Origin of the sequence: Paraburkholderia megapolitana (genome assembly GCF_007556815.1) — a bacterium.
GTDB classification, from domain to species: Bacteria; Pseudomonadota; Gammaproteobacteria; order Burkholderiales; family Burkholderiaceae; genus Paraburkholderia; species Paraburkholderia megapolitana.
In genome coordinates this window covers 2641249-2667241 of sequence record NZ_CP041743.1, presented here as the reverse complement: position 1 = coordinate 2667241, position 25993 = coordinate 2641249, and the positions used below count along the sequence as shown (strand labels likewise).

General features: G+C 61.2%; 24 protein-coding genes and 1 pseudogene. 9 read left to right on the top strand and 16 right to left on the bottom strand.

The window, feature by feature from the left end; all coding sequences use genetic code 11:
* Positions 1 to 7: 7 nt before the first annotated feature.
* Together FNZ07_RS11380 and ddpX are read right to left on the bottom strand one after the other, a co-directional pair.
* On the bottom strand, positions 8 to 1615 hold the full coding sequence (locus tag FNZ07_RS11380) for an ABC transporter substrate-binding protein (protein ID WP_091006379.1): 1608 nt from the start codon (positions 1613 to 1615) through the stop codon (positions 8 to 10).
* A gap of 47 nt (positions 1616 to 1662) precedes the next feature.
* The gene (ddpX, locus tag FNZ07_RS11375) at positions 1663 to 2226 is read right to left on the bottom strand and encodes a D-alanyl-D-alanine dipeptidase (RefSeq protein ID WP_091006376.1); all 564 of its coding nucleotides are present in this window, start codon (positions 2224 to 2226) and stop codon (positions 1663 to 1665) included.
* A 105-nt stretch (positions 2227 to 2331) separates the two neighbouring features.
* Between ddpX and FNZ07_RS11370 the strand changes: the two genes are divergently transcribed.
* Positions 2332 to 3090: a DUF72 domain-containing protein gene (locus tag FNZ07_RS11370; RefSeq protein WP_091006373.1), complete on the top strand. Its 759-nt coding sequence runs from the start codon at positions 2332 to 2334 to the stop codon at positions 3088 to 3090.
* Positions 3009 to 3554, top strand: a complete 546-nt coding sequence (locus FNZ07_RS11365) for a hypothetical protein (protein ID WP_143097994.1) — start codon at positions 3009 to 3011, stop codon at positions 3552 to 3554. The genes FNZ07_RS11370 and FNZ07_RS11365 overlap by 82 nt, the downstream gene beginning before the upstream one ends.
* Before the next feature lie 420 nt (positions 3555 to 3974).
* Here the strand turns inward: FNZ07_RS11365 and FNZ07_RS11360 are convergent, their stop codons facing one another.
* The 3 genes and pseudogenes from FNZ07_RS11360 to FNZ07_RS34020 all read right to left on the bottom strand — a co-directional run bounded on the left by FNZ07_RS11360 (position 3975) and on the right by FNZ07_RS34020 (position 7124).
* Positions 3975 to 4769 carry an SDR family NAD(P)-dependent oxidoreductase gene (locus FNZ07_RS11360; RefSeq protein ID WP_091006368.1) on the bottom strand — a complete coding sequence of 265 codons (795 nt, stop codon included), beginning with the start codon at positions 4767 to 4769 and terminating at the stop codon, positions 3975 to 3977.
* Between the two features lie 208 nt (positions 4770 to 4977).
* Positions 4978 to 6393 (bottom strand): annotated as a pseudogene (locus FNZ07_RS11355) (ISNCY family transposase).
* A 230-nt stretch (positions 6394 to 6623) separates the two neighbouring features.
* On the bottom strand, positions 6624 to 7124 hold the full coding sequence (locus tag FNZ07_RS34020) for a metal-dependent hydrolase (RefSeq protein ID WP_245811282.1): 501 nt from the start codon (positions 7122 to 7124) through the stop codon (positions 6624 to 6626).
* A 57-nt stretch (positions 7125 to 7181) separates the two neighbouring features.
* Here FNZ07_RS34020 and FNZ07_RS34015 point away from each other — a divergent pair, with 57 nt between their 5' ends.
* The 3 genes from FNZ07_RS34015 (at position 7182) to FNZ07_RS11340 (ending at position 10454) form a co-directional block, all read left to right on the top strand.
* A complete protein-coding gene (locus FNZ07_RS34015; RefSeq protein WP_245811281.1) occupies positions 7182 to 7487 on the top strand; it encodes a helix-turn-helix domain-containing protein in 306 nt (101 codons plus the stop codon).
* A gap of 692 nt (positions 7488 to 8179) precedes the next feature.
* Positions 8180 to 9991 carry a S10 family serine carboxypeptidase-like protein gene (locus FNZ07_RS11345; RefSeq protein ID WP_091006361.1) on the top strand — a complete coding sequence of 604 codons (1812 nt, stop codon included), beginning with the start codon at positions 8180 to 8182 and terminating at the stop codon, positions 9989 to 9991.
* Between the two features lie 61 nt (positions 9992 to 10052).
* The gene (locus FNZ07_RS11340) at positions 10053 to 10454 is read left to right on the top strand and encodes a 2-oxoglutarate dehydrogenase (RefSeq protein ID WP_245811279.1); all 402 of its coding nucleotides are present in this window, start codon (positions 10053 to 10055) and stop codon (positions 10452 to 10454) included.
* Positions 10455 to 10534: 80 nt separating this feature from the next.
* Here FNZ07_RS11340 and FNZ07_RS11335 read toward each other — a convergent pair whose 3' ends face one another.
* From FNZ07_RS11335 to FNZ07_RS11325, 3 genes are all read right to left on the bottom strand, one after another.
* Complete coding sequence (locus tag FNZ07_RS11335; RefSeq protein ID WP_091006355.1) at positions 10535 to 10861, bottom strand: nuclear transport factor 2 family protein; 327 nt, start codon at positions 10859 to 10861, stop codon at positions 10535 to 10537.
* A gap of 1 nt (position 10862) precedes the next feature.
* Positions 10863 to 11258: a VOC family protein gene (locus FNZ07_RS11330; protein ID WP_091006352.1), complete on the bottom strand. Its 396-nt coding sequence runs from the start codon at positions 11256 to 11258 to the stop codon at positions 10863 to 10865.
* A gap of 112 nt (positions 11259 to 11370) precedes the next feature.
* The gene (locus FNZ07_RS11325; RefSeq protein ID WP_091008679.1) at positions 11371 to 12639 is read right to left on the bottom strand and encodes a maltoporin; all 1269 of its coding nucleotides are present in this window, start codon (positions 12637 to 12639) and stop codon (positions 11371 to 11373) included.
* Positions 12640 to 12655: 16 nt separating this feature from the next.
* Between FNZ07_RS11325 and FNZ07_RS34010 the strand changes: the two genes are divergently transcribed.
* Positions 12656 to 12889 carry a hypothetical protein gene (locus FNZ07_RS34010; protein ID WP_143097993.1) on the top strand — a complete coding sequence of 78 codons (234 nt, stop codon included), beginning with the start codon at positions 12656 to 12658 and terminating at the stop codon, positions 12887 to 12889.
* Positions 12890 to 13014: 125 nt separating this feature from the next.
* Here FNZ07_RS34010 and FNZ07_RS11315 read toward each other — a convergent pair whose 3' ends face one another.
* The 8 genes from FNZ07_RS11315 to FNZ07_RS11280 all read right to left on the bottom strand — a co-directional run bounded on the left by FNZ07_RS11315 (position 13015) and on the right by FNZ07_RS11280 (position 22823).
* Positions 13015 to 14166, bottom strand: a complete 1152-nt coding sequence (locus FNZ07_RS11315) for a Gfo/Idh/MocA family protein (RefSeq protein WP_091006348.1) — start codon at positions 14164 to 14166, stop codon at positions 13015 to 13017.
* The gene (locus FNZ07_RS11310; protein WP_091006345.1) at positions 14163 to 14972 is read right to left on the bottom strand and encodes a ThuA domain-containing protein; all 810 of its coding nucleotides are present in this window, start codon (positions 14970 to 14972) and stop codon (positions 14163 to 14165) included. The genes FNZ07_RS11315 and FNZ07_RS11310 overlap by 4 nt, the downstream gene beginning before the upstream one ends.
* Before the next feature lie 123 nt (positions 14973 to 15095).
* A complete protein-coding gene (locus FNZ07_RS11305; protein WP_091006341.1) occupies positions 15096 to 16232 on the bottom strand; it encodes an ABC transporter ATP-binding protein in 1137 nt (378 codons plus the stop codon).
* A gap of 50 nt (positions 16233 to 16282) precedes the next feature.
* Positions 16283 to 17113, bottom strand: coding sequence for a carbohydrate ABC transporter permease (locus FNZ07_RS11300; protein ID WP_091006338.1), 831 nt, complete (start codon positions 17111 to 17113; stop codon positions 16283 to 16285).
* Position 17114: 1 nt separating this feature from the next.
* The gene (locus tag FNZ07_RS11295; protein ID WP_245811278.1) at positions 17115 to 18035 is read right to left on the bottom strand and encodes a carbohydrate ABC transporter permease; all 921 of its coding nucleotides are present in this window, start codon (positions 18033 to 18035) and stop codon (positions 17115 to 17117) included.
* Position 18036: 1 nt separating this feature from the next.
* A complete protein-coding gene (locus FNZ07_RS11290) occupies positions 18037 to 19305 on the bottom strand; it encodes an ABC transporter substrate-binding protein (RefSeq protein WP_170275717.1) in 1269 nt (422 codons plus the stop codon).
* Positions 19306 to 19465: 160 nt separating this feature from the next.
* Entirely contained in the window at positions 19466 to 22096 is a 2631-nt protein-coding gene (locus FNZ07_RS11285) for a PAS-domain containing protein (protein WP_091006332.1), read from the bottom strand.
* Between the two features lie 4 nt (positions 22097 to 22100).
* Positions 22101 to 22823 (bottom strand): response regulator, encoded by a 723-nt coding sequence (locus tag FNZ07_RS11280; protein WP_091006329.1) that lies wholly within the window; start codon positions 22821 to 22823, stop codon positions 22101 to 22103.
* A 321-nt stretch (positions 22824 to 23144) separates the two neighbouring features.
* On the opposite strand from FNZ07_RS11280, the gene FNZ07_RS11275 reads away from it, so the two are divergent.
* The 3 genes from FNZ07_RS11275 to FNZ07_RS11265 are packed head-to-tail and all read left to right on the top strand — an operon-like array spanning position 23145 to position 25991.
* On the top strand, positions 23145 to 24200 hold the full coding sequence (locus tag FNZ07_RS11275; protein WP_091008674.1) for an ABC transporter substrate-binding protein: 1056 nt from the start codon (positions 23145 to 23147) through the stop codon (positions 24198 to 24200).
* A gap of 46 nt (positions 24201 to 24246) precedes the next feature.
* On the top strand, positions 24247 to 25116 hold the full coding sequence (locus tag FNZ07_RS11270) for an ABC transporter ATP-binding protein (protein ID WP_091006326.1): 870 nt from the start codon (positions 24247 to 24249) through the stop codon (positions 25114 to 25116).
* A complete protein-coding gene (locus FNZ07_RS11265; protein WP_091006323.1) occupies positions 25113 to 25991 on the top strand; it encodes an ABC transporter permease in 879 nt (292 codons plus the stop codon). The genes FNZ07_RS11270 and FNZ07_RS11265 overlap by 4 nt, the downstream gene beginning before the upstream one ends.
* Positions 25992 to 25993: the final 2 nt, after the last annotated feature.

Here is a 25993-nt window from a genome sequence, read left to right as displayed (position 1 = left end):
GCATACGTTACTGCTTCTTCAGATTGCGATACGACACGAGGTCGTTGATCGGACCCACCTCGAGCCCCGTCACGCCCGGACGTGCGGCCACCTGCGCGACCTGCTGGAACATGATCACGAAGGGGGAGTTGGCCAGCATCTGCTTCTGCATCGTCTGGTACAGCTCGGCGCGCTTCGTGGTCGACGATTCGGCGAGCGCCGCGTTGGTTTCCTTCGTCAGCTCGGGAATATCCCATGAGTTGCGCCACGCGAGCATCTTGTACGCCGACTTCTCGGAATTGTCCGGATTCCACGCGAAGCCCTGCGCGTTGCTGTGCGGATCGATGTAGTCCGCCGCCCATTCGCCGATATAGATGTCGTGCGAGCGCGAGCGATACTTCGCAAGCGTCTGCTTGTTGTCACCGGGGATGAGCTGAACCTTGATACCGGCCTGAGCGAGATTCGCCTGCACGGCTTCGGCGATTTCGCCATACGGGTAGCCGTTACGCACGTCCATCGTTACGGAGAAGCCATTTGGAAGCCCGGCTTTTGCGAGCAGCGCCTTGGCCTTCGCGACGTTCTGCTGGTACGGATTCGTGTTCAGCGCGCCGAGAAAACCTTCCGGAAGGAATGTTTCGTGCACCTTGTAGGTGGTCTTCGCGACATTGCTCTGGATGCCGTTATAGTCGATCAGCCACTTCATCGCTTGCTGCACTTCCGGTTTTGCGAGGTTCGGATTCTTGACGTTGAGGCCGAGATACAGCAGCGTCGCTTGCGGCACCGCGGTCGCAGATGCCTTGCCGGATTTCGTCAGGGCGGCGAGATCGTCGGGACTCAGGTTGCGGGCTACGTCGACGTCGCCGTTTTCGAGCAGCAGCCGCTGGCTCGACGCTTCCGGCACGTGACGCAGCACAATGCGCTTCATCGCGAGCGGCAAGCGATAACCGTCGAAGCGCTGCAGCACGATGCTGTCGTTGGCCGTCCACTTGACGAGCTTGTAGGCGCCGGAGCCCGCCTCGTTCGTGCGCAGCCAGTCGTTGCCGAAGTCATTGCCTTTCTGATGCGAGAGCAACAACTGCTTGTCCACCACCGATGCAGGCCACGCACCGAGCACGTTCAGGACAAAGGTCGGAGCGTATTTCTGGTCTGTCGTCACACTGACGGTTGCGTCATCACCCTTCTTGACGTTGTTGAGCACGTTGTCTTTGGTCAGACCGATGCCTTGCAGCACGGCGGCCGCACCTTTGTCGAGCAGGACCGTGCGCTGGATCGACCAGGCGACGTCATCGGCGCTCAACGGGTTGCCTGAGTGGAACTTGAGACCGGAACGGAGTTTGAACGTGAAGGTCAGTCCATCGGGGCTGACGGTCCACGACTGCGCGACATCGCCGTTGAACTTCGACGGGTCTTTCAGATCGACCCGCACCAGCCGGTCATAGGTATTGGCCACATATTCTTCGGGCACGAGTTCGTAGACTTCGCCGGGATCGAGCGTGGTGAATTCGTCGAGGAAGGTCGCCATGACGAACATGTCTTTCGGTGTCGCCGCAGCGGCGGGGTTCGCGACAGTGAACGACAGGGTCAAGACGGAGGCGATCGCTGCGGCCGCCAATGCATTGCGCAATACCGGTTTCATACTCACTCCATAGGGGATGGGGTAGAGCTTGCCAGAAAAAAAAGCCACTACATGAGACGCAATGGGCCGCTTGCGCTGTCGTCGATTAGAGGCAGCGCGCGCGAGCCAGGCAGCTCGTAATGCCACCATTCGCTTTTGATATGCGTGAAGCCCGCAGCATGCATGATGCCGAGCAGTAATAGACGGTTGCGCTGCACGGGTCCGGGAAGACCCGGATGAAAGTGTTCGGACTCGATCGTCATGGCGTCGAAACCCGTGCCCATGTCGAGTTCGCTGCCGCTGGCATCGAGCAGAGTCAGGTCGATCGCGGTGCCGCGGCTGTGGTTCGAACCACGACCGGGTTCGGCGATGTAAGTGGGATCGGGCAGGAAATCCCAGAGCACCTGTTGTGCTTCGCGCGGGCGGTAGGCGTCGAAAATCCGTAGTGTCAGGGCGGCGTCGCGAGCAATTTCAATCGCCTTGCGCAACCGGGTTTCGGCGGGTTCGAGCAGCAGGCAGTGGGCTTCTTTGTAGATGGCTTTGCCGGTGAGGTTGCGCGAGGTGGCATAGACGAGATCGAGGTCGACGCCATGCGTGGCGGGCGTGATTTCGATAAGTCGCGGTTCGGTCATGGAGGGCGGGGTGGGGTGTCGGATACTTGATGCTTTATGAATGCGCAGTATAAGCTCGACTTTCGATAGCGCGGTAGTGTCTGCGAGCCGCCGAAAGGGGGAGCGATGTCTATCAGAATCGGCACTGCGTCGTGGACCGATGCGACGCTTATCAAGAGCGGGCGTTTCTATCCGAAGGGCTGCACAAGTGCTGAGGCTCGTCTGAGGTTCTACGCCAGTCAGTTCGCTCTGGTCGAAGTCGACTCGTCCTACTACGCGATGCCGAGCGCCAGCAATAGCGCGCTATGGGTCGAGCGCACACCCGATGGTTTCATCTTCAACATGAAGGCGTTCCGCCTGTTCACGGGTCATCAGACCGAGCGAAAGTTTTTCCCGAAGGATCTGCAGGGCGAGTTGCCTCAGACGGGCAAGCCCAATCTGTACTATCGCGATGTGCCTGCGCCGGTGATTGAGGAAATGTGGGCTCGATATTTCGAAGCGATCGAGCCGCTACGCGCGGCGGGCAAACTCGGTGCGGTGTTGTTCCAGTTTGCGCCGTGGATGACGAGCGAGCCGAAGGACAGGGCGCATGTCGAGCACTGCGCCGAACGAATGCATCCTTACCTGACAGCCTTTGAATTCCGCAGCAAAAGCTGGGCGGATAGCGATGGGCGGGGTAACGCGGAATGTTCGCGTAGGCGGTTCTCTTTTCGCACTCGCGCATCCCCTCTGCCGCGCGATACCCACAATGTCACTACGTTAAGCATCAGTCTGGTTTTTACTCTTTCATCCATGGAGAACACATGCCACGCCCACTCTCATTCCATTCGGGCAACATCGCGCTCCGGAACGCCCAGCGCTCCGATGAAGATCTCACCACGGTAGTGAACAATGCGCGCAAACCCGCCGGAATCCAAAGGCTGGCAGCAGCGGGCTACCATCGTGCCGCCCCCGAAAATTCCGCCGACTACAGCACAGAAGATGTCCGGAACTACTTCAACTTTGATTTCAACGTTGCGCCAGAACGTCCCGCTACTCCATCAACACCACGGCCTCGAGCGGCATTGCCTTCGAGTCAACAACTGACTCCGGATCGGGCCGCCGGCAATGCCATCGGGATTGACGAGGTCATGCAGCGACAGCGTGTCGGTCTGAGTGACACGCGGAGAGACACGTTCGCGGGCAAGCTCAACGGCTTCAGCCGCTGGTTGGGCGAGAACCATGGAATGACCTTCGAGCAGTTCAGCGGTTCATCCGCGGATAAACGGCTCGCGCTGGTTGACAGCTTTGGGATGGCTTATACCGCAGCTAGCCTGCGAACTGCGCTGCGTAGCGCCGGCCTGCTGTAATCCCGTCTGCGGCATTGAACGCGTCGTCGATAGCCTGTGCGCGTTGGGTGCAAGTGATTGTGAGTGCCTTGTAGATGACGGCCCCGCCACGCGGGGTTTTTTCATTGATGGCCCGCCCAAAGCGCATATTTCGAAGTGGCGCAAACCCTGACGCTCGACGCAATGGCTCGTGGCTACGAAGAGGCGTTTCTCGATGCAATTTCAAAACGACAACTCGGTTAGGGACTTTTCGTTAGCAGCCTCGCTGCTGGCGGAAAAGGGACGGCGGACGAAAACCCGGATTACCTCAAGGTAGTTCACGTACTCGTACGAAAAACGCGTCCGAGCGGTCAAGCTCCACGGGCTGTTGACTACCCCGAGAGGGAACCGATGGTTTGGCCCCTCTCGAAGCCGCGTTGAACGAGTGAAAACGCGTGTGCCCTATGCAATTGTCCGAACGACACCGCCGTCGACACGCAACGAACTACCTGTTGTCGCGGACGCCTGCTCCGAGCAGACATAGACGACCAGGTTGGCGACTTCTTCGGTTGTCGCGAAGCGATTGAGGAGCGTGGTCGGGCGATTCGTTTTCAGGAACTGCTGCTCGGCTTCCTTACGCGTAATGCCTTGCGCATCCGCGTTCGCCTGCGCCCAACCACCCATGATCTCCGAATTCGTCGGACCAGGAAGAACCGAATTCACGGTGACGCCCGTTCCGCCGACCACCTCGGCCAGGCCCCTCGCAATGGCGAGCTGAGCGGTCTTGGTCGTGGCGTAGTCGATCATGTCCTTGGGGATGGCAAGCGCGGACTCGCTGCTGATGAAGACGACGCGCCCCCAACCGCGCTTCATCATGTTCGGCACATAGTGGCGGGAGGCGCGAATGCCGCTCATGACGTTCAGTTCGAAGAGATCGATCCACTCGCGGTCCTCAATTTCGAAGAAGGACTTCGGACGCCCCGTACCCACATTGTTGACGAGAATGTCCGCATCCGGCGCCCGCGCGAACAACTCCGCCGCGCCTTCCGGGGTCGCAAGATCGGCGATGACGCCGGTGAACTCCGTCTTTGGCAAGAGTTCGCGAAGCTCCCGAAGCGCCGTGGAGACACGCTTCTCAGTGCGACCGTTGATCACAACCGCGGCGCCTGCGCGCCCCAATCCTTCCGCAATGGCTCGGCCGATACCCGCCGTTGACCCGGTAACGACGGCCTTGCGGCCAGTGAGATCGATATTCATGGCACCAGTCCTTCAACGTGTGGAGAAGGCTGGATTGTGGGTGATGCCGGAACTGATGATAATGGCCTGAACTATCATAATATTAATTCCACAAGAGAATTAATGTGGGTCGATTCAACGAATTGCCGCCACATCGGTTGTCGAGGCCAGATTGAAATGTCCGGGTTCCGGCTTTTTAGAAATGTCCGGTTTCAAGGTTCATGAATCTCTATCTGAAAGGGCTTTTAAATACCGGGCCAACCCGCGTTCCGGCGGTCGCGAGGATCGCGGCGTTCAGGTCCTCCCGCGTCAGTTCGCGCTGTGTCCGGGTGCCTACCTTGCGCTCCTTCAGGCGCGGCGCCTCGCCCTGGTTCGTCCTCGACGGCGAACCGGAGATACGCCGGTTATCACGTTGCGCCTGGATCACCTGCGCCATCTGCAACGTGTGTCCCAGCCGCTTGTTATCGACTACAGCCGCCTGGTCAATCTCGGAGAGCCGGTCATACGGCACACAGGGCAGGGCAGCGCCATTGACGCGGATCTCGATGCGCCCGTCCGGGTACTCAAATACGTCCAGATAGCGGTGAATCAGGCTGCGGTTTGCAACCGTGTCCTCAAGCAGATAGATCACCCGGTCATACTGCACCCGTCAATACCTTCGACACGCGCCGCGGCACGCGACATGTCAGGATCAGATCGAGATCGTCATCCGCACGTAACGGCCGGTGTGCATCGAATGTGCTCCTGGGCACCTTGCCAAACCGGCCGTTGAAGTCAGCCATGAAGTGGGGCGCATAAGCGTTGGCCGCTTCCTTTGTGCTGATGCCGCGCAGGCGCAGCTCCTTGACAAGCCGGTCCTGCAACGTCAGGTTCGCGCGCTCGACGCGTCCCTTCGCCTGACTGCTGTTCGCACAGAATGTGTCCACATTCAACTCGTACAACGCCCGCCCGAACTGCGTCACGCCCTTGCCAGGCGTCGCTGAATGGCTGTTGCAATGAAATACGCTGGCCTTGTCGCTATACAGTGCCACCGGCTTGCCATACTGTTCAAGGTAGCGGCGCGTCGCCTCGAAATAACTGAAAGTCGACTCGGTGGCCGTGAAGTGCAACTCCATCAACCGGCCTGTTGCGTCGTCGATGAATACCAGCAACGTGCACGCCGGCGCGCGCTCCTCAAACCACCGGTGATCGCTGCCATCAATCTGGATCAGTTCGCCCAGACACGCGCGGCGGTTCCTCGGCTGATGAAGCTTCGCTGGCCGCAGCTTGCGGGGAATCCACAGCCCGGCCTCACGCATCCAGCGCCGCACGGTTTCCTTGCCCAGTACCATACCGTGGCATTCAGCAAGTTTCTCGCACGCCAGCGTCGGCCCGAAATCGGCATAGCGCTCACGCACCAGCGCCATGGCACGCGCCCGTAGATCGATGGGCAACTCACGGTTACTGGGCTGTCCACGTCGCGCCGATACCAGCCCGGCGGGACCAGCGGCTTCATAGCGCCTCACCAGCCGGCTGACCTGAGCTCACATAGCTGCAGGCGTTCGGCTGCCAGCACGATCGTCAGACCGTGCTCGACGACTGCCTCGATGACCTTCACACGCTCGAGCTCGTGCATGCTTATCGTGATGAATCCACGTCCGTTCATGTCCGGCTCCCGGGCTGTGCGTCATGCCTGAGCATGCGCCACAGCTACAGCCCGGGGCCGCGAACCGGACATTTCTAATGAGCCAGAACCAGACATTACTAAAAAGCTCTGACATCGATTAGATTGATAAATTACGTTATGTTAAATACAAAATCACGAACATCGTTAGCCGCTTTCCAAGCCTGCCGGTATCCGCAGTTCGACAAATCCCGCCTCTAACCCAGACGAAGTCAGCTAGCCGCGGCCAGCAGCGCAGCGGAGGCCAAATGTGGATCGGCGCTGCGCTCGTATTCCGCGACCCAGGACGGATAGTTGTGCAAATTCGCAATCTTGCTGGGATGAAAACCTGGCAGCATGTACCGGACAATCCCGGGAATCATGCGGGATTTCACGCCATTGAAGCCGTATAGCCACCCAAGATTCTTGAGCTTGAGCATCCTTCGCTCGATCCAGTTGAAGCCATCGGCTTTCAGCATCTGGTCCGTGAAGTAGCCCGTAACCCGGTTCAATTGCCAGATGACACGGAGCATCGCGCCGATGCGGCTCCGGTAGCTGATTCGCGTGACGGAAGTCATGACATCGAAGACAACCGACTTGTGCTCCATTTCCTCGATGGCGTGCCAGGCCCACAGCGCACGCATCCTCGGCTCCATGCCTTTAGTCACGACTTTTCGGGCAAAGAACGAGTCGGCGAGCGAGGCCGTGGCATCGAAGGATTCCGGAGCTCGCATCTGGAAGCGCTCACGGCGCAACGGGTAGTCGGCCGACTCCGCTCCCCTGCATGCGTGGTGAGCATTGCTCAGGTTCGGCTGGTGTCGTTAATGACACAGGATGCGAGGGCGGCGCAACACTTCGTCAGCGAGACGCTGGGATCGCTGGCCACGGCGTCGCCGATCCTGCAGAAATCGTTGCGAGTCTTCCTCGAGTGCGGCTCCAATGCAACGGAGGCGGCGGAACTGCTACATAGCCACCGCAATACCCTGCTACGCCGGCTGGAGAAAGCGGAGGAGCTGTTGCCGCGCCCGCTAAGGAAATGCCGGCTAGATGTGGCAGCCGCGCTGGAAGTGCTGGCCTGGACTCAAAACGAGGAGTAGGTAATCGATCGATAACCATAATCGACCTTCAAAGAAATCGACCGTACTGGAAATCAGCAGAAACACAACGACCCTGGGCGGCATTGCACAGTGCTCTGTCCGTCAAATAAAAAATCGACGTTTTTCGAAAATCGGGCAACCACCATTCCGAGGATTTTCAAAATTTCTCAAATTGTCTGATTCAGCGGGTTGTCACAAAATCTCCAGTCACCACAATTGATTTATATAAATCAATGATTCAATTCGAAATATGAAAGGTTTCTTTCGAAAAGCCTTATCATCCAATACATAAAGCCATCCCCGGTTTTGACGGAAAATCTAGCGTACCAACAGGAATCTCCCAGGCAATACGACTCAAGAGACTCTTTCAATATGCCAACGCAGCAATGTTTCTTCCAATACTCAAGCAACTCGCCAGAATCTCACGTACGTATTTCTGTCATCCGGGCGACCCTTGACAAAGTCCATCGCCCCAGCCTATTTTCCCCATGGCTTCACCATTAAAAATCCATTCACCTTAAACCACTACACAAGATAAATAAATTTCACCAGCTGGTCTGCAGGTTTATGCACTTTAGATTCGTGGTTTTAAATTCAGAAAGCAGTTCAATCCCGGCTGCTGGTCTCGACACGTCCAGTTGACGCCAGCGGTCTTTGCGAAACGGTATCTGAACCCACCACCAAGGATAAAGATGAAACCAGACAGGAGATGTGCCGGCAATCGCCGTGGCGCTGCGCCAGGCAAGATCACGACCATTGCAGCCATGGTAATCGGCGCCATGGCGCTCGCCGCATGCGGCAGCGGGGATGGCTCTTCAAGCAGTGCCGCGAACCTGAAGCAGACCGCTAACGCGAAAGCCGCCCAGGTAGCAGCCAACCAGACCTACGTCGATCCCGTTGCCTATTCGATGAATGCGAACGACAGTCTCGACGCGTCGCAAGTCGCCGAGAAGGCTGCCGTGATGAACTACACGTGGACCTCCGGCAGCACCACGGTCAATTACACGACCACCACGGGTCACCTGACCGCATCCGACTCGAGTGGCAATCCCGAAGCATCGATGTCGTATGTCGCGTACACCGCGCCCAGCACGAACGGTGCACCGCGCCCGGTGACGTTCGTCTACAACGGCGGCCCGGGTTCATCGTCGATCTGGCTGCGTCTCGGCTCGTTTGCCCCGACGCGTGTCGCCACGCCCGACCCGCTGTTCGGCACCAACTGGCCGAACTATCCGCTCGTCAACAACGCTGAAAGTCTGATCGATACGACGGATCTCGTCTTCATCGATCCGCCGGGAACCGGGCTCTCCGAAGCCGTGTCGCCGAACACGAACCAGACGTTCTGGGGTTCCGATCCGGACGTCACCGTGATGCGCGATTTCATCGAGCGCTATCTAACGGTGAATAGTCGCAGCAGCTCGCCGATCTACCTTTATGGCGAATCCTATGGCACGCCGCGTACCGACATGCTCGCGTTGTCGCTCGAAACAGCCGGCGTACATCTGACGGGGATCACGCTGCAGTCCGCGATCCTGAATTACTTCGCGGATGCCACGGAAGCCGTTGCCGTCGAGAATTCGACCGCCGGTCTCGCGCTTGCCACCGACACCGTGGCCGGCTACATGCCCGGTTATGCGGAGGTGGCGGCGTACTACAACCAGGTATCGCCGGCACCGGCTAGCCAGAGCGCCTACGCGACGCAGATGGCGCAGTTCGTCACGACCGAGTACAGCGCTTTCAATAGCTATTCGCAGTCGTGGGTGCTGAGCCAGATCGGCGACCCCGATGCACTGGGCAGGCCGGTATTCCCTTCGTCGAAGACGCTCACGTCGTGGGAGCAACCGTCCAGCCTGACCCTGCAGGCACTGAAGGGTTACTTCAACGCGAATCCGTTCTCAGGCAGTCTGATATCGGGAACGACGATCGGCCGCTACGATGGACGCGTGTCGCTGCCGAATTCGGACTCGCGGCTGCAAAGCGATGGCGACCCGTCGGACATCCTGATTTCGCAGCCGTTCACGAACGCCCTCGCGACACAGATGCCGAACTACCTCGGTTATACGGCGCCGAATGCGACCTACGTGCCGTTGAACGACAACATCATCGGTAGCTGGGACTTCTCGCACGACGGACAGGCTTTGCCGGATACGATCCCCGACCTGCTCGGCGCGCTGCAGCTCAATCCGCAGCTGGCTGTGTTCTCCGAAAACGGCTATCACGATCTGGCCACGCCGTTCTTCAATACCGAGAAGCAGCTCGCGCGGCTCCAGACCGTATCGGGTCTGAATCCGAACCTGCAGGTCAGCTTCTTCCAGGGCGGTCACATGATCTATCTGGATGACGTTGCTCGCCCGCAGATGAAGTCGGACCTGGCGCTCTTCTATCAGAACGCAGCGATTCCGGGGGCGCTCACGCTCAAGACGTTGCCGGCACCCTGGTCTGACGAGGCCGCGGCCAGCACGCCAACGGCCAACGCGGCGACTACCGGGGCGAAGGCACCGTGATCGATGGCGGGATACTCCTTCTTACGGGAACCCTCTGCTCACCCATTCAATGAGAGTGATCATGTCTTTAATCAAATTGATGCGACGTATTTCCCCGTTGATCGTGCTCGGCGCTGTAATGAGTAGCGCTCACGCGCTGCCGCCTCAAGCGGTAGCTGCGGTGACGCTGCCGCATGGCAGTCACGGCGTCGACGGTCCGTTCTTTCCGCAGAACCGTGTGGCGGCTGTGCTCCCCTCCACTGGTGCGACCCTGCAGCAGCAGGCGCAGCAGCGCGTCGAAGCTCGGCTCGGTGCCAACACCGTGCTGAGTAACGGCGCTTCTGTGACGAAGGCGCAGGCGCAAAGCAGCGGTCTGGGGTATGTCTCGAAGCACTTCGATGCAATCGATAGCGCCCATACCGGGCGCGTATCGATGGCCGATGTGCGGACGTATATTCAGAAGCAGCAACTGCAACAGCAGTAAGCGGCTTTCATTCGAAGTAGGCGAAACCGGGGTGTCGATCAAGGCACTCCGGTTTTGCCTCGATCATTGCGGTGTACCACTCATTCGAGGTCCGCGTCGATGCGCTCGATAAGACCATCGGCGTTGATTGCGATCTTGAGCGTCCCGATCTCGTGGCCAAAGTTACCCGTGAAATCGAGGCGCGCAACGGCATTGAAGTTGTCCAGTTGCTCGAGCGACAGAAGCTTGCTGGCGGTTTTATAACCGACGAAAAACTGCTCGATATACAGGCGAACACCGTCGGTGCCGACAAAGGCGTCGCCAACCGAAACGTCGTCGATGACTGCATCGGACGCGAAGAGGGCCAACGCTCCCTCGACGTCGAATGCGTTGACGGTCTGGATGAATGTATCGACAAGCTTCTTCATATCAGTGCTGCCATTCCTTGTAGACGAATTCGAGGCTGTAGCCGTCGGGATCGCGAACCTGGGCCGCGTAGTAACGCGGGTCGTAGTGAAGCTGCGGTCCCGGAGGATGGATTTCGCTGGCGCCTGCGGCCATCGCCGCCGCGAAGGCCGCATCGACCTCGCTCTTGCCGTCGGCGACGAAACCGACATGGGCCGCACGCCCTTCAACCGTACCTTCGCGCAGCCAGAAGAACACGCGAGCGTTCTTGCCGAAACCCTTGAGATTGGGGTGGCCGGCAGGGCCTTGCCGGCCGTCGTAGTCGAGCGCATGGGCGATGCGGAGCGGCGCGAGTGCCTTCTCGTAGAACGCAATCGAACGATCGATATCGCTGACGGATATGAATACGTGATCGAGCATGGGGCTCTCCCCTCCTTTGTATCTGGTGAGCGCTAAGATACAACGATCGACCCACGCGCGCTCACCCGATCCTCCCCAAAGCTTGCCTGTTTCTGCTTTCGCACCCGGTTCCTTACCACCACCATTCCATCTGCGTTCCGACCGTCGAACCGGTACGCGAGGTGCCGAAAATTCCCGTCGTCGACAGCGGATCGCCCGGTGCCGCCGCAGCCTGTGCGGCCTGGTTCCAGTGCGCATAGGTGTAGAAGACACGCAGCTCGGGTCGCGACCAGAACGAACGGTCCATCGCCAGTGTCAACGCGACGCTCGCCTTGAGCAGCTTACGGGTCGGGCCACCCGATGGCGTCACGAGGTCGTGGCCGAAGTCGCCCTGCAGCTTGATGTGCTGAGTGAACGCGTAAGCCGGTCGCACGCCCATCGACACCCAGGTTTGCGAGCCGCCCGACGGCGCGATGTCGCGCTGATAAATACCGACCACCTGGCCGCCGAAGTCGCGCGTTGCCTGCCAGTCGAATGCGTCGAGCACACGCAGGCTCTTGTAGCGGTGGTCGTTGCTAAGCGTACCGGTGTAGCTAAGACCGGTTCCGGGGCCCGTCCCGTACTGGAACGCGAGCTTGTTTTTCCCGCCGAGCAGGTTGGACTGGACATGCTGCATAGTGATCGACCAGCCGCTATGCGCGTCCTGCATCAAGCCGTTCGAGCCGCTCACAGGTGCGCGCGCCGGAATATACGACAACCCGAACTGCAGCTCGCCGTCCCGGTTCGGATGCACACCGGACAATTGCAGGTCATGGCGGGTGGCGTAATACTGCGCGTTGACCGTATCCTTGCGAAACAGCCCGTAACTGAGCTTGAGGCCGCCGCCGATCGACACGTTCTCGATGCCCGCGCCAAGGCCGGTCGGATTCCAGTAGAAGAAATCATTCGCGTAGACGTCATGGCGCCGGTAGTAGATCCTGCCGAACCAGATACGCGCGGCGTCGAGGCCGGGGATATCGGTCAACTGCACATACGACTGCGGCAAGCGGATGTTGCCCTGGTTGCCGTTGCTCGTATGAAAAGTCGGTACTCGATCGAGCGAGTTGACGAGACTCGCCATTCCCACCGCCGACAACTGCATGCCATTCGAGAACTTGTACAGCGTCTGGTCGATCTCCAGCTCGCCATACACCTGACATTCGTTACCGAGCCGGTATTTGATCAACGCGCCCGCCAACTGGTAGCAGGCTTGCGAGTGGCCATCGCTCGCGCCGACGCCTGCCCGAAAATAGCCATGGAATACGGTCCACGGCGTGAGCTGGTTCCATGCCGATGAAGGCGTCGGCGTCACCGTGCCCGTCGGGCTGGTGTCGGTTTGCACCACGCCCGTAGACTGGCTCATACCGGCCGGTTCCGCGTTGCCAGCATCCGCCAGCGTCATCACCAGAGGGCGTGACAAGGCGGCCGAATCGGCAGGTGCCGTCGCGACAGTCGCAACGGGCGCAGCATGCAGGACCGTCGAACATGTCGTCATCGATATCGCCACCGCAAACCGCCGCACGCCGGGCACCCTCTTTCTTGATGAATTGATCATGGTTGTCTCCAAACCTGTTTTCTGGCGTACGTGCTATGCGCGCGCCTTTTTCTTTTGATTAAACGCACCCGTTTTTTGGCGCGCACGAAGACCGGCATGCCGGCGTTGTCGCCGGATGCCTGCCTCAATGCTGGGTACGATGGGTCGACTACTAACTTGACGTGCGTGAGCCCGCCGGCATCGCTATCCGACTACGCCGACATCGAGCACGGGCGCTTCGAGCGATGTGCGCCCCGCTGCCGGTGGTCGAACGCGAACCGGTTGACCTGACGCGGCACTCGCATAGATCGCGTCGAGAATCTCCATCACGACGAGACCTTCCTCACCCGGTGCGGGATGTGGCGTGTCGCTCAGAATCGCTTCGGCGTAGTCGTACATTGCCGAGCGTGCGATGGTTCCGGAGGGGTTCAGGCGCATGTCGAACTGCGCGCCGTTTTGCTCCATAAAGATATGCGCGTCGAACGTGTAGCCTTCGTTCAGGTTTTTCTGCAGCAACCCCGCTTTGGTACCGAGCAGGCGGGTTTCCATCAGCTCGGCTTCCTGGATGTTGGTCGCCCACGATGCCTCGAGCGCGAGCGTCGCGCCGTTGTCGAAGCGGATCAGCGCCGCGGCCAGATCCTCGACGTCGAAGGTCTTGCCCGATTGTTCGGCGAGCTCGCGGGCGATCGGATCGTAAGCGCAGCCCATCACCCAGACGGGCTTCGGATAACCCATCAGCCACAACGCGAGGTCGAGCCGGTGCACACCGAGATCGATAAGCGGGCCGCCGCCCGCGAGCGACTTCGTGCCGAACCAGCCGCCGAAGCCAGGCATGCCGCGCCGGCGATGCCAGACCGTGCGGCCGAAATAGAAGTCGCCGAAAAGGTCGGCGTCGACCTGGGCTTTAAGCGCCCGCGATTGGGCGCTAAAGCGATACGAGAAGTTGATCATTAACCGCTTGCCGGCCCGCTGCGCAGCGGCGAGCATGGCGCGCCCCTCCTCCGCATTCATCGCCATCGGCTTTTCGCACAGCACATGACAGCCGGCGCCGAGTGCAGCGAGCGTCAACTCCTTGTGAAACTTGTTCGGCGTACAGACGCTCACCACGTCGAGCCGCTCAGCGTTGAGCATCGTCTGCGCATCCGCATAACGCGCATCGATCGAGAATTCGTCGCCGACCTTCGCGAGGCGTTTCGCATCGGGATCGGCAATCGCCACCACGTCGACGTCTGGATGCTCGCGCCAGCCCTCGATATGCTTGAGGCCGACGCCCAGTCCGATCACGCCGACCCGGAGACGCCGGTCGCGCAGCGTAACGGCGGCTTCCGGCAACTCCACCTTGTAATCGTCGTTCACGCGATGTCTCCCGTGGATTGCCGGATCCCGACCTTCGCGAATGCGTTGCCGTTGTCGCTCAGCGTTTCGAGCGGGGCGGACTGTGGGCAATGGTCGACAAAATTCACACGCGGCGCTGCCCACTGCACGGCATTGGCCAGCACCTGCTGAACGTCGCGGTTGTGATAGGTCGGATAGGCCTCGTGGCCCGGACGGAAGTAGAAAATCCGGCCGTGTCCGCGTTCCCAGCAGCAACCGGAACGGAACACCTCGCCGCCTTCGAACCACGAGATGAAAATCGTCTGGTCCGGCTGCGGAATGTCGAAGCGCTCGCCGTACATCTCTTCGTTCGGCAACTCGAAATATTCGCCGAGACCCGCGGCGATCGGGTGCGAGCGCTCGACGACCCACACGCGCTCCTTCTCGGCTGCTTCGCGCCACTTCAGCGAACAGTTGGTGCCCATCAGGCGCCGGAAGATCTTCGAGAAGTGTCCAGAGTGCAGCACGATCAGCCCCATTCCTTCGAGAACCCGGCGCTGCACGCGCTCGACGATCTCATCGTCGACTTTCGAGTGCGCTTTATGCCCCCACCACACGAGCACGTCGCACGTCGCGAGACGCGCCTCGCTCAAGCCGTGTTCCGGTTGATCGAGCGTGGCCGTGCCAATCTCGAGCGGTAGCGTGCCATGCCCCAGCGCGGGTATCTCGCGTAACGCAGCGGCGATCGTCGCGTGGATGCCCTCCGGATAGATCGCGCGTATTTCGGGTTCTTCGCGTTCGTGCTCGAATTCGTTCCACACGATCACTGAAAGTTTCTTGTTGAACATATCTGGTCCTTGTCTGGAATCAACTTACCGATTTGACGGCGGCTGCAAGCCCGAGCCGCCTGAAACTGCTGAACACCTGGCCGGCCGCATGCGCCGCATCGGCGGCATCGGCCGGGCACACCATCACGCGAGGGCCAGCGAGCCCGCGCCCTGTTCATGTACCGCGCGCGTCGCCGCCCGTCCGTCCCGATGAAACAGATGCAGTGCATCGGGCGCGAGAGCGAACGGCAGACGTTGGCCGATATGGATGTAGCCTGGCGCAGTCTTCGCAACCAGCGGGTGCGCGGACAACTTCGTATCGAGATACACATACGTGTGTTCGCCCATCTGCTCGACGTGCACGACTTCTCCGCTCAACTGCCCACCGCCCATCCGGATATGTTCGGGACGCACGCCCAGCGTCACGTCCTCGCCGATCACGAGATCGTCCGCACACACATTGGCGTCGAGCCCTATGCCGCGTGCCGACACGCGCACCACCGATGCGTCGGCGCCGACGAACGTCGCCGGGATGAAATTCATCGACGGCGAGCCGATGAACCCCGCGACGAACTGGTTCGCGGGTCGGTGATAGAGATCGAGCGGAGAACCGACCTGCGCGACGCTCGCCACGCCACTACGTCCTTCGAGCGGACGCAGCAGCACGATCTTGTCGGCAAGCGTCATCGCCTCGACCTGGTCGTGCGTCACGTAGATCATGCTGGCGCTATTGAGGTTGCGATGCAGCCTCGCGATCTCGACGCGCGTCTTCACGCGCAGCGATGCATCGAGGTTCGACAGCGGCTCGTCGAACAGAAACACTTTCGGCTTGCGTACGATCGCGCGTCCGATCGCTACACGTTGCCGTTGCCCGCCCGACAACGCGGCAGGCCTGCGCTCGAGCAGTTCGCCCAGGTGCAGCGCCTGCGAAGCGGCGTGGACACGCCGCGCCAGTTCATCCTTCGGCAGACGCAGATGCCGCAGGCCGAATGCCATGTTTTCATACACGGTCATGTGCGGATAGAGCGCATAGCTTTGAAACACCATCGCAATGTCGCGCTTGGCCGGCGGTAATTCATTGACGCGTCGCCCGTCGATCGAGATGTCACCCGCACAGGGTTCCTCGAGACCCGCGACGAGGCGCAGCAGCGTTGACTTCCCGCATCCCGACGGGCCGATGAACACACAGAACTCACCTGCTTCGACACAAAGATCGACATCGGACAGTACCGGTGTCGCGCCGAATTTCTTTTGCAGACCGGTCAACCTGATCTCGCTCATTTCGCTTTCCTCTGAAGCCAAGGCTTCAATGTGATCACAGTGCGACCGGCTTAACCTTTGATCGCGCCCGCGGTCAGTCCCGACACGATGTGGCGCTGGAACAGCAGCACGAGCATCACGAGCGGCACGGTGACGATGACGGACGCGGCCATGATGGTTCCCCACGGAAGTTCGTAGCTACTCGACCCGGTGATCATCGTGATCGCCACCGGTACCGTGCGTTGCCCCGACGAGATCGTGAACGTCAGCGCGAACAGAAACTCGTTCCAGGCCGCGACGAACGCGAGCAGCGAGGTGGCGGCAAGCGCGGGCCGCAGCAGCGGCATGAAGATGCGGAAGATCAGCGTCAGCACGCCGACGCCGTCGACGAGCGCCGCTTCCTCCAGTTCGCGCGGCAGCTCACGCATGAAGGTGACAAGCACCCAGACCGTGAACGGCAACGTAAAAATCAGATCGGCGATGATGAGCGCCGGCAGGCGATCGTAGAGACCGAGTGCGCGGATCAGCTCGAAGAGACCGGAGAGGATGGCGACCTGCGGGAACATCGATACACCGAGAATGCACATCATCAGCACGCCGCGGCCACGAAAGGACACACGCCCGAGCGCATACGCAGCCAGCACCGATACGCCCAGCGACAACGCCACCACGCCGCCCGCCACCAGCGCCGAATTCAACAGGTAGGCGCCAACCGGTTGATCGCGAAACAGTTCCGCATAGTTGTCGAGTGACAGTCGCGTCGGCCACAGCGACGCATCGAACAGCGCGTTGCCTTGTCTGAGCGAACTACCGGCCATGTAGACGAACGGGAACAGCGAGACGATCAGCACGAGGCCGGACAACAGGTAATACGCAGCGACTTCCAGGGGATGCTTTCTCATGTCATATCCCTCGCATGCGGTTGCGGCCGATCACCATGTACGCGGACGTGAACAGCACGACGATCAGAAAGAGCAACGTGGCCGCCGCTGAACCGAACCCGACCTGCTGGAAATCGATCAGTTGTTCGCGTACATACACCGACATGCTTTTGGTCAGCCGGCTGTTCGACGTCATCACGTAGATCAGATCGAATATGCGCAGCGCGTCGAGCGAACGAAAGATCATCGCCACCAGCACGCCCGGCATGATGAGCGGCAGTGTCACCCGGGCGAACACACGCCAGCGCGGTACGCCGTCGACACGTGCCGCTTCGTAGCAGTCGCGTGGCACTGTCTGCAAGGCGGCCAGCATCAGCAGCGCCATGAACGGCGTGGTCTTCCACACATCGACAAAGACGATCGTCGGGAACACGAGGTGTGGATCTGCGGTGAAGGCGAGCGGCTCGCCGATCAGATGCAGGTTCATCAGGATTGCATTGACCACGCCGAACTGGTCGTTCAGCATCCAGCTCCAGATTTTCGCGGACACGACGGTAGGAATGGCCCACGGCACGAGCACCGCCGCACGCAGCAAGGTACGGATGCGCGACGGCGTGTCGAGCAGCAGCGCGACGCCAAGGCCCGCGAACGTTTCCAGCACAACCGATACGATCGAGAACATCAGCGTGTTTGCAACGGCCTGCCACCACGCCGGATCGCGCAGCACGCCGCTCTCGCCTATGTAGTTGGCGAGCCCGACGAACCGGTGTGCCGACAGGTCGGACAACTGTGTGTCGGTCAGGCTGAACCAGATCGTACGGGCGAGCGGCCAGCCTGCGATCGCCGCCAGCATCAGCAGCGCAGGCAACATCAGCAGCCACGCTTCGCGCCGCCGCGTCTGGGCAAGACCCGAACTGGTCGGTCTGGTCGACATGTTTTGCATGTCAGCGCCAGGTGCCATTCGGTGCCAGCCGTTTGAGCGAGACCGCGAGCTTCGCGAGCGCCCCCGACGCGTTGTCGCTACCCGCCAGCACGTCATGCGCAGCGTTCCAGAACTGGTTGCTGACCTGGTTGTACTTCGGCCCCGTCACCGTCGATGGACGCGCCACCGCCGTGTTGAACGTTGGCAGTAGCTCCGCCATGAACGGGTTGGCCTGAAGTACGTCCTTGTCTTCGTAGAGCGCGGGAATGGTCGGATTGAACGAGGCCTGAACCGCGCGCATCTTCTGCACGTCGGCGCTCGACAGGTACATCACGAGATCGGCGGCCAGCTTCGGATTCGGCGAATAGCGCGACACGGCGAGCTGCCAGCCGCCGAGCGTTGCGCTCGACTTGCCGTCCGCACCACCTTTCGGCAACGGCGCGACGCCTACCTTGCCCTTGATCGAGCTGTTGGCCTTGTTCGCGATCGACCATGCGTAGGGCCAGTTGCGCATGAACAGCGCATTGCCCGACTGGAACACGCCGCGCGCCTCTTCCTCGCCATAGTTCAGTACCGCGCGCGGGCTGATCGTGCCCACCCATTTCGCGGCAAGATCGAGCGCGCGGGCGGCCGCGGGATTATCGATCGTGACACGGCCCTCGCCGTCGATCACGTCGCCGCCGTTGTGGCTGCTCACCCATTCGAGCGCATTGCAGGTCAGCCCTTCATACGCCCGGCCCTGCCAGACATAGCCCCACATCTTCTCGTTGCCGGCTGCCCGCTCGGCGCTCTGGATCTTGCGCGCGGTGGCGTCAAGCTCTTCCCAGGTCGTGGGTACTTTCAGGTGATGCTTCTCAAGCAGATCCTTGCGGTAATAGAGCAGCCCTGTATCGATGAACCACGGCATCGCGACCAGCTTGCCGTTCACGGTATCGTTCGCAACGACGCTTGGGAACGACTGGTGCTCCTGGCCGTTGCTGTACGGCTTGAGATCGATAAGGTGACTGGCGAGAATGCCGGGCCAGACCGTATCGATCTGCATCACATCGATCTTGTCGGAGCCGCTGCCAAGAAGCTGCTGATAAAGCGCCAGGGTTTCGTTGGAGCTGTTCGGCATGTTGATGAACTCGACCTCGTTACCGGTCTTCTCCGCCCAGTGCTTCGCCGATATCTGACAGACTTCCTGGTCCACGCCCGCCGAGCCGCAGGCGATGCGCAGCGTTGCCGCAGCCACCGGGCCGACGCTGAGCGCGAGTGCCATCGTGAGCAAGCCTGTCTTGATCGTGACCATCCGTGTCTCCATGTTTTGTTTGTCTCTTCTGCGACAGCGGCTGCATCGGGTGCGAGCCGGTCCGTCGCGTGGGTGTATCAGACACGAGCTGGGTTAATCGACAATTTCGAGAGAGGGTCGCGCTGTTAACAATCGAAACAATCGGCGTGGCCGCGCCCGCTCACGAGACGTCGTAGCGGACAGCGGCGGTGCGAGCCGGCCGGCGTAGTAACGCCGCAAGCGTGTCGAGATTGAACGGCTTCGCGATGAACGGCAGATCGGGGTTCCAGGCCGGGTGTGTCTGATGCACTTCAGGCGGCAACCCCGACGTCAATGCAATCTGCTGGAGCGGCCAGCGTCGCGCCAGCTCGGCTGCAAACTCGATCCCGCTGCCGCTCGCACCGAGTGAAATATCGGACAGCACGAGCGTCACCGGGCCGTGCATATCGAGCCATTGCAGTGCGTGCGCACCGCTCGCCACCGCGTCGGCCCGCACGCCGAGTGCGGCGAACTGGGCGAGCGCGGTATCCCTCACGTCGGCGTCGTCTTCCACCACCAATACATGCGCATCCGTCATCTGCATTGGCGTTCGCGGCGGTTCGGCCGACAGCGCTCCGACGTGGGACGGCGCATCGCTCGCGGGTAGCCACAATTCGACGCGGGTTCCCTGGCCGGGCGTACTGTGAATCCGCAGATCGCCGCCGCTCTGTCGCACAAACCCATACACGCTGCTAAGACCGAGGCCGCTGCCCTCGCCTGCCGCTCGTGTCGTGAAGAACGGTTCGATCACCTTGTGGAGCAGCACGGAGGGAATGCCGCAGCCGGTATCGTCGATTGCCAGCACGACCGCTGGCGGCACGCTGTCGCTGCCGCTTGCCGGCGCGGCGCGATACGCGGACAGGGTGAGCGTGCCCCCATTCGGCATCGCAGCCGTGCTGTTGAGCGCCAGATTCAGCACGGCATTCTCCAGTTGCCCGCGATCGACATTGACCCACAACGGCACGCCAGGCAAATCGAGCGCAACGCTGACCTGCGCCCCCGCCGAATACTCGACGAGATCGAGCATGTCGAGCAGCATCGTTTCGACCGAGATGCGCTCCGCCTGCAACGGCTGTCGCCGGGCGAACGCGAGGAGCCGCCGCGTCAGGCGCGACGCCCGCTCGGCCGCGCGACGCGCGCGTTCGGTCATCACGAGCGCTTCGGGCTGGGTCTGCAAACGCGGCAGCAACAGTTCGAGATTGCCGAGAATCGCCACGAGGAAATTATTGAAATCGTGGGCAACGCCGCCGGTTAGCTGGCCGAGTACGTCCATCTTCTGGGCCTGCCGTAACTCCGCCTCCACTGCGCGCCGGCTCGTTACATCGCGGCACACGGCGACCCAGCCGCCATCCGGCAGCGGCTGACTGTGAAACTCCAGAATGCGCTGGTTGCGGATATGAAATTCCGCCGACGCGGCAATCCGCGCGCCGTCCACGGTATAGGTGGCGCTGTTGTGCGATACCTGCCGCCAGCGAGCCGGCCGGTCCACCAGACGGCGCAGCACATTGAGCGGTGTGCCCGGATGGAGCACCTCGGGTGCGCATCCCAGCAAGGTCGCGAAGGTCGGGTTCCAGGCGATCAGTCGCCCGTGAGCGTCGTGCACGGACACGCCGTCGTTCATCGAATTCAGCACCGATTCCTGCAACCGGCGCTGCGCTTCCATGCCTTGCGTAAGACGCTGTTTTTCCAGCAGGTTGGTGCGGAATATCTCGAACGCGCGCGCCAGTTCGCCGACTTCATCGGGCCGGTGCGTGGAGGGAATCTGGCCAGACGTATCGCCGGCAGCGAGGCGCCCCATGACGCGCGTCATCGCCTGCAGCTTCTGCAGAATCCGGTTCACATAGGCGACCCCCACAAGCGCGACCGCGACGCCCGCGATCGCGAGCAGCAGGAGACCGGAGAGGCTCGAGAGCGCGACCTTGCGCACCTCGTCGCTGCGCTCCCGCGCGATCTGCCGCAGGTGCTCGACGTAGCGGGCCGCCTTGCCGCTCAGGTGATCGGAATGCCCGCGCAGCAGCGTCACGAGATAGCTGGTCTGCGCCTCGCTCGACAGGAACTCGCGCCGCACCGCGAACGCGTTGCGCGGGCCGTTGTCGACCTGCGCGAGCGCCTCGGCGAGTTGCGGCTGGCGTGCATCCTCGCCGCGCGCTGTCACCTGCAACCACAATGCCTCGTTGTCGCCCTCGGCCGCGCCGAGCTCGGCTGCATTGGCCGCCTGCAGCGCGCTCGTCGTGCGTGCCCACACCTCGAGCAAGGTCGGCGCGCTTTGCGCGAACACGCTTTTTCTGCGCATGATCGCGTCGCCGATCTGATCGGTGGTCGAGCGCAGGCCGGCGAGCTCTTCGCGCAGTTGCCGCTGCCGGGCGGAGACGACGAGCAGGCGCGCGAGGTCCTGATCGATGGCATCGAGTTCGTCGGTTACGGCGAGATTGTCGGCAGCCTGCTTCGACAGACCAGGCGAGAGCCGCCGGATGTCGCCGAGCAGCCCGCTCAGCAGCTCGGCGTCGTTATGCAGCAGATCCGATGAATCGGTGAGTGTCATGCCCGGTGCGACGGCGGCGAGCTGGGCGACCTTGTCGGAAAGTTCTAGCGCCCGTGCGATCTCCGGCACGACGTTGGCCTCGTATTCGTCGAGTGCGTCCTGATTCGCCCGCATCCCGAGCACGCCGACGCCAACCACGGCAAGCGTGATGCCGAACAGGACGAGAAACGTCGCGACCAGCTTGGCACGCACGCTGACGGGCAACGCACGAGCCTTCAGGGCGGCCCACATCGGACTACAGCCGGGTTACGGCGGCCGAGAACATATACCCGACGCCGCGTTGCGTCCGGATATACACCGGCTGGCCGGGATTCGGCTCGATCTTGCGACGCAGGCGCAGGATCAGCACGTCGATCGTTCGGTCATAGACATCGATATCGACGCCGCGTGTGTGTTCGAGCAACTGGTCGCGCGACCAGATGCGCGACGGCTGCTGCACCATCGCGGCAAGCAACGCGAATTCGCCCTGGGTGAGCGTGCATTCGTCGCCGTTGCGGCTCAGCGTGCGGGCCGCCAGATCGAGCAACCAGCCGCCGAACGAAAAGCGCGGCCCACTTGTCAGCGCACCGGATGGGCGCGGCATCGACAGCTCGGTTGTGCGCCGCAACTGTGCGCGCACGCGCGCCAGCAGTTCGCGCCCGGAGAACGGCTTGGTGACGAAATCGTCGGCGGCCGTCTCGAGACCCAGCACCCGGTCGGTCTCGTCACCAAGACCGCTGATCATGATGATCGGCATGTCCGACTGGCGGCGCAGTTCACGGGCGACGGTCAGGCCGTCCTCCCCGCGCAACTTCAGATCAAGAATGACGAGCGAATGCGGTGCTGCCTGCAAGCGCGCCTGCATGCTCGACGCGTTCTCGACCGCCGAAACTGCGAACCCCGCTTCCTCCAGCAAACCTTGCAGCCAGTGACGTACCTCGGGGTCGTCATCCAGCACTGCGATGCGGTGCTTGTCCATTACTTCCTGTCCCCGTCGATATGATTATGAGATGCCCGTTTGGCATCGCCCGTGTTTGGGCGACATTTATACCAGATCGCCTGGAGGACGACGAAGCGCCGCTGGCACCTCGCTATCTCCGGTACAGCATCGGGTTTATCACTCCAGCAGATAAACGTATCCGATTTGCTTCGTTGCCCTCGCCCCTGTGCGCCGGTAGATTTGGCGCATCGCGCCCCGACCCACGGGCTGGCGTCTACGCTCCGGCTGAACGAAGAAAGGTGACATGCCGTTCGGACGGCAAGCTCGCCTCGATTCATTCACATGCTGACCGGAGTATCGATGCAGTTCACTCTTCTCCCGACCGCGTTTGCGTCGTCTTTCGCGCGTCGCGTCATCGCAACCCTGCTCACGATTTCAATCGGTACAACGGCAAGCCTCATCGCTGCCGCACCGGCACGCGCCGAAGGGCAGATCCGCATCGCCGAGCAGTTCGGCGTGGTCTATCTGCTGCTGAACGTCGCGCGCGACCAGAAATTCATCGAGAGCGAGGGACGCAAGCAGGGACTCGACATCAAGGTGGACTGGATCAGGCTGTCGGGTGGCGCGGCGGTCAACGACGCGCTGCTCTCCGGCGCCATCGATATCGCGGGAGCAGGCGTTGGTCCATTGCTGACGATCTGGGATCGTACCCACGGCAGACAAAACGTTAAGGGCGTTGCCTCGCTCGGCAATCTGCCCTACTACCTCGTCTCCAACAACCCGAACGTGAAAACGATTGCCGACTTCACCGAGAAAGACCGGATCGCAGTCCCGGCGGTCAACGTGTCGGTGCAATCGCGTGTATTGCAGTTCGCCGCGGCGAAACAGTGGGGCGACAAGGACTACAACCGCCTCGACAGGTTTACGCAGGCGATTCCGCATCCCGATGCGGCCGCCGCGATCATCGCCGGCGGCACGGAGATCACCGGGCATTTCGGCAATCCGCCGTTTCAGGAGCAGGAACTCGCAGGCAATCCGAAAGCGCACATCGTGCTGAGTTCCTACGACGTACTCGGTGGCCCGAGTTCGGCGACGGTGCTATACGCCACCGAGAAATTCCGCGACGCCAACCCGAAGACGTATCGCGCGTTCGTCGATGCGCTCGCCGACGCGGCGCGCTTTGTCACGGCCAACCCGGACGCCGCTGCCGACATCTATATCCGCGTGAACCAGTCGAAGATCGACCGCAACCTGTTGTTGAAGGTGATCAAAAATCCGCAGGTGCAGTTCAAGGTCGCACCGCAGAATACGTTCGCACTGGCGCAGTTCATGTATCGCGTCGGCGCGATCAAAAACGAACCGAAGTCATGGAAGGATTACTTCTTCGAAGACCCTGCTACGGCCTCAGGAAGCTGACATTGCGCCTGCATTCCAGCCTGACCTACTCACCTGGACCGATCTGATGGTGGCCAATCCCACGCTTTTATTTCCCGCTGCATCCGATGTGCCAAGTGCACCCGACGGCGACGATCCGGCACAGATCGCAGCGCCTGCGCAAACCAGCGAAAAACTCCTGGTCGTGGACCGCGTCAACCTCGAATACCGCACCCGCGAACGGATCGTGCGTGCAACCCATCAGGTCAGTTTCGACGTCTACGGCGGCGATCGTTTCGTGCTGCTCGGTCCATCGGGCTGCGGTAAATCGACACTGCTCAAAGCGGTTGCTGGGTTTATCGAACCGACCTCCGGCAGCATTTCGCTGGATGGCCAACGGGTACACGCACCCGGCCCCGACCGTATCGTGGTGTTCCAGGAGTTCGACCAGTTGCCGCCATGGAAGACGGTGCTGCAAAACGTCGTGTTTCCGTTGCGTGTGGCGAGGAAACTGTCGCGTGCCGAAGCCAGCGAACGTGCGCTGCACTACCTCGACAAGGTTGGGCTTGCATCGTTTGCGAAGGCGTATCCGCATACCTTGTCGGGCGGGATGAAGCAGCGTGTAGCGATTGCGCGTGCGCTCGCAATGCAGCCACGCGTGCTGCTGATGGATGAACCGTTCGCAGCGCTCGATGCGTTGACCCGTCGCAAGATGCAGGAAGAGCTGCTGCGTCTGTGGGAAGAGGTGAATTTCACGCTGCTGTTCGTCACACATTCGATCGAGGAGGCGCTGATTGTCGGCAACCGAATTCTGCTGCTGTCGCCGCATCCGGGCCGGGTGCGAGCTGAGGTCAACAGTCATCAATACACGCAGGACAGTACCGGGCGCAGCGATTTTCAGCGCAGCGCCGAGCGCATTCATCGCTTGCTGTTCGAACCAACGGAGTCCGCTCAATGAACTCGCCTGCCAGGCTGCTGCCGCCCGTTCGCGAAGAATACGAACACCCACTCGAGCCGCTCGGCGATATCGCTGTCGATGCACCGCTGCCGCTCGGCAAACGGATTTTCGCGCAGACCTGGTTGCGCAAGACGCTGATTGCGCTCGTGCTCGTGGTCATATGGGAATTCGCGGCGCGTGCAGTCGACAACGATCTGTTGCTGCCAACCTTCACCGCTACGCTCAATGCATTCGTCCAGGGCATCCTGTCCGGCGAGTTGCTGCAAAAAACCGCTAACTCGATGTCGGTACTGCTGCGCGGCTATCTGCTCGGGGTTGCATTCGCGTTCGTGCTGACTTCGCTAGCGGTTTCGACCCGCATCGGTCGCGATCTGCTGACCATGCTGACCGCGATGTTCAATCCGCTACCGTCGATCGCTTTGCTGCCGCTCGCGCTGTTGTGGTTCGGTCTCGGCACCGGCAGCCTGCTGTTCGTGCTGGTGCACGCGGTGTTGTGGCCGCTTGCGCTCAATACCTACGCGGGCTTCCAGGCGGTGCCGGCGACGCTGCGCATGACGGGCCGCAACTATGGTCTGACGGGCTTGCGTCACGTCCTGTCGATTCTCATACCGGCCGCGCTACCGTCGATACTCTCCGGCTTGCGGGTCGGCTGGGCCTTCGCATGGCGCACCCTGATCGCCGCCGAACTCGTGTTTGGCGCGAGTTCGGGCAGCGGCGGTCTCGGCTGGTACATCTTCGAGAACCGCAACGAGCTGTATACGGATCGGGTTTTCGCTGGGCTTGCGGCGGTTATCGTGATCGGTCTGCTGATCGAGCATCTGGTGTTCGATACGCTCGAGCGGATTACCGTGCGCCGCTGGGGCTTGCAGCAGTAAAA

Bases quoted from the DNA above. Each gene is read 5' to 3' on its own strand.
- FNZ07_RS11365 (WP_143097994.1), top strand. From the start codon at position 3,009: ATGCCACGCCCACTCTCATTCCATTCGGGCAACATCGCGCTCCGGAAC.
- FNZ07_RS11360 (WP_091006368.1), bottom strand. From the start codon at position 4,769: ATGAATATCGATCTCACTGGCCGCAAGGCCGTCGTTACCGGGTCAACG.
- FNZ07_RS11265 (WP_091006323.1), top strand. From the start codon at position 25,113: ATGAACTCGCCTGCCAGGCTGCTGCCGCCCGTTCGCGAAGAATACGAA.
- FNZ07_RS11295 (WP_245811278.1), bottom strand. From the start codon at position 18,035: ATGCAAAACATGTCGACCAGACCGACCAGTTCGGGTCTTGCCCAGACG.
- FNZ07_RS11340 (WP_245811279.1), top strand. From the start codon at position 10,053: ATGTCTTTAATCAAATTGATGCGACGTATTTCCCCGTTGATCGTGCTC.
- FNZ07_RS11290 (WP_170275717.1), bottom strand. From the start codon at position 19,305: ATGGTCACGATCAAGACAGGCTTGCTCACGATGGCACTCGCGCTCAGC.
- FNZ07_RS11325 (WP_091008679.1), bottom strand. From the start codon at position 12,639: ATGAGCCAGTCTACGGGCGTGGTGCAAACCGACACCAGCCCGACGGGC.
- ddpX (WP_091006376.1), bottom strand. From the start codon at position 2,226: ATGACCGAACCGCGACTTATCGAAATCACGCCCGCCACGCATGGCGTC.
- FNZ07_RS11330 (WP_091006352.1), bottom strand. From the start codon at position 11,258: ATGCTCGATCACGTATTCATATCCGTCAGCGATATCGATCGTTCGATT.
- FNZ07_RS11335 (WP_091006355.1), bottom strand. From the start codon at position 10,861: ATGAAGAAGCTTGTCGATACATTCATCCAGACCGTCAACGCATTCGAC.
- FNZ07_RS11370 (WP_091006373.1), top strand. From the start codon at position 2,332: ATGTCTATCAGAATCGGCACTGCGTCGTGGACCGATGCGACGCTTATC.
- FNZ07_RS11300 (WP_091006338.1), bottom strand. From the start codon at position 17,113: ATGAGAAAGCATCCCCTGGAAGTCGCTGCGTATTACCTGTTGTCCGGC.
- FNZ07_RS11310 (WP_091006345.1), bottom strand. From the start codon at position 14,972: ATGTTCAACAAGAAACTTTCAGTGATCGTGTGGAACGAATTCGAGCAC.
- FNZ07_RS11280 (WP_091006329.1), bottom strand. From the start codon at position 22,823: ATGGACAAGCACCGCATCGCAGTGCTGGATGACGACCCCGAGGTACGT.
- FNZ07_RS11285 (WP_091006332.1), bottom strand. From the start codon at position 22,096: ATGTGGGCCGCCCTGAAGGCTCGTGCGTTGCCCGTCAGCGTGCGTGCC.
- FNZ07_RS11270 (WP_091006326.1), top strand. From the start codon at position 24,247: ATGGTGGCCAATCCCACGCTTTTATTTCCCGCTGCATCCGATGTGCCA.
- FNZ07_RS11380 (WP_091006379.1), bottom strand. From the start codon at position 1,615: ATGAAACCGGTATTGCGCAATGCATTGGCGGCCGCAGCGATCGCCTCC.
- FNZ07_RS11345 (WP_091006361.1), top strand. From the start codon at position 8,180: ATGAAACCAGACAGGAGATGTGCCGGCAATCGCCGTGGCGCTGCGCCA.
- FNZ07_RS11305 (WP_091006341.1), bottom strand. From the start codon at position 16,232: ATGAGCGAGATCAGGTTGACCGGTCTGCAAAAGAAATTCGGCGCGACA.
- FNZ07_RS11275 (WP_091008674.1), top strand. From the start codon at position 23,145: ATGCAGTTCACTCTTCTCCCGACCGCGTTTGCGTCGTCTTTCGCGCGT.
- FNZ07_RS34020 (WP_245811282.1), bottom strand. From the start codon at position 7,124: ATGCGAGCTCCGGAATCCTTCGATGCCACGGCCTCGCTCGCCGACTCG.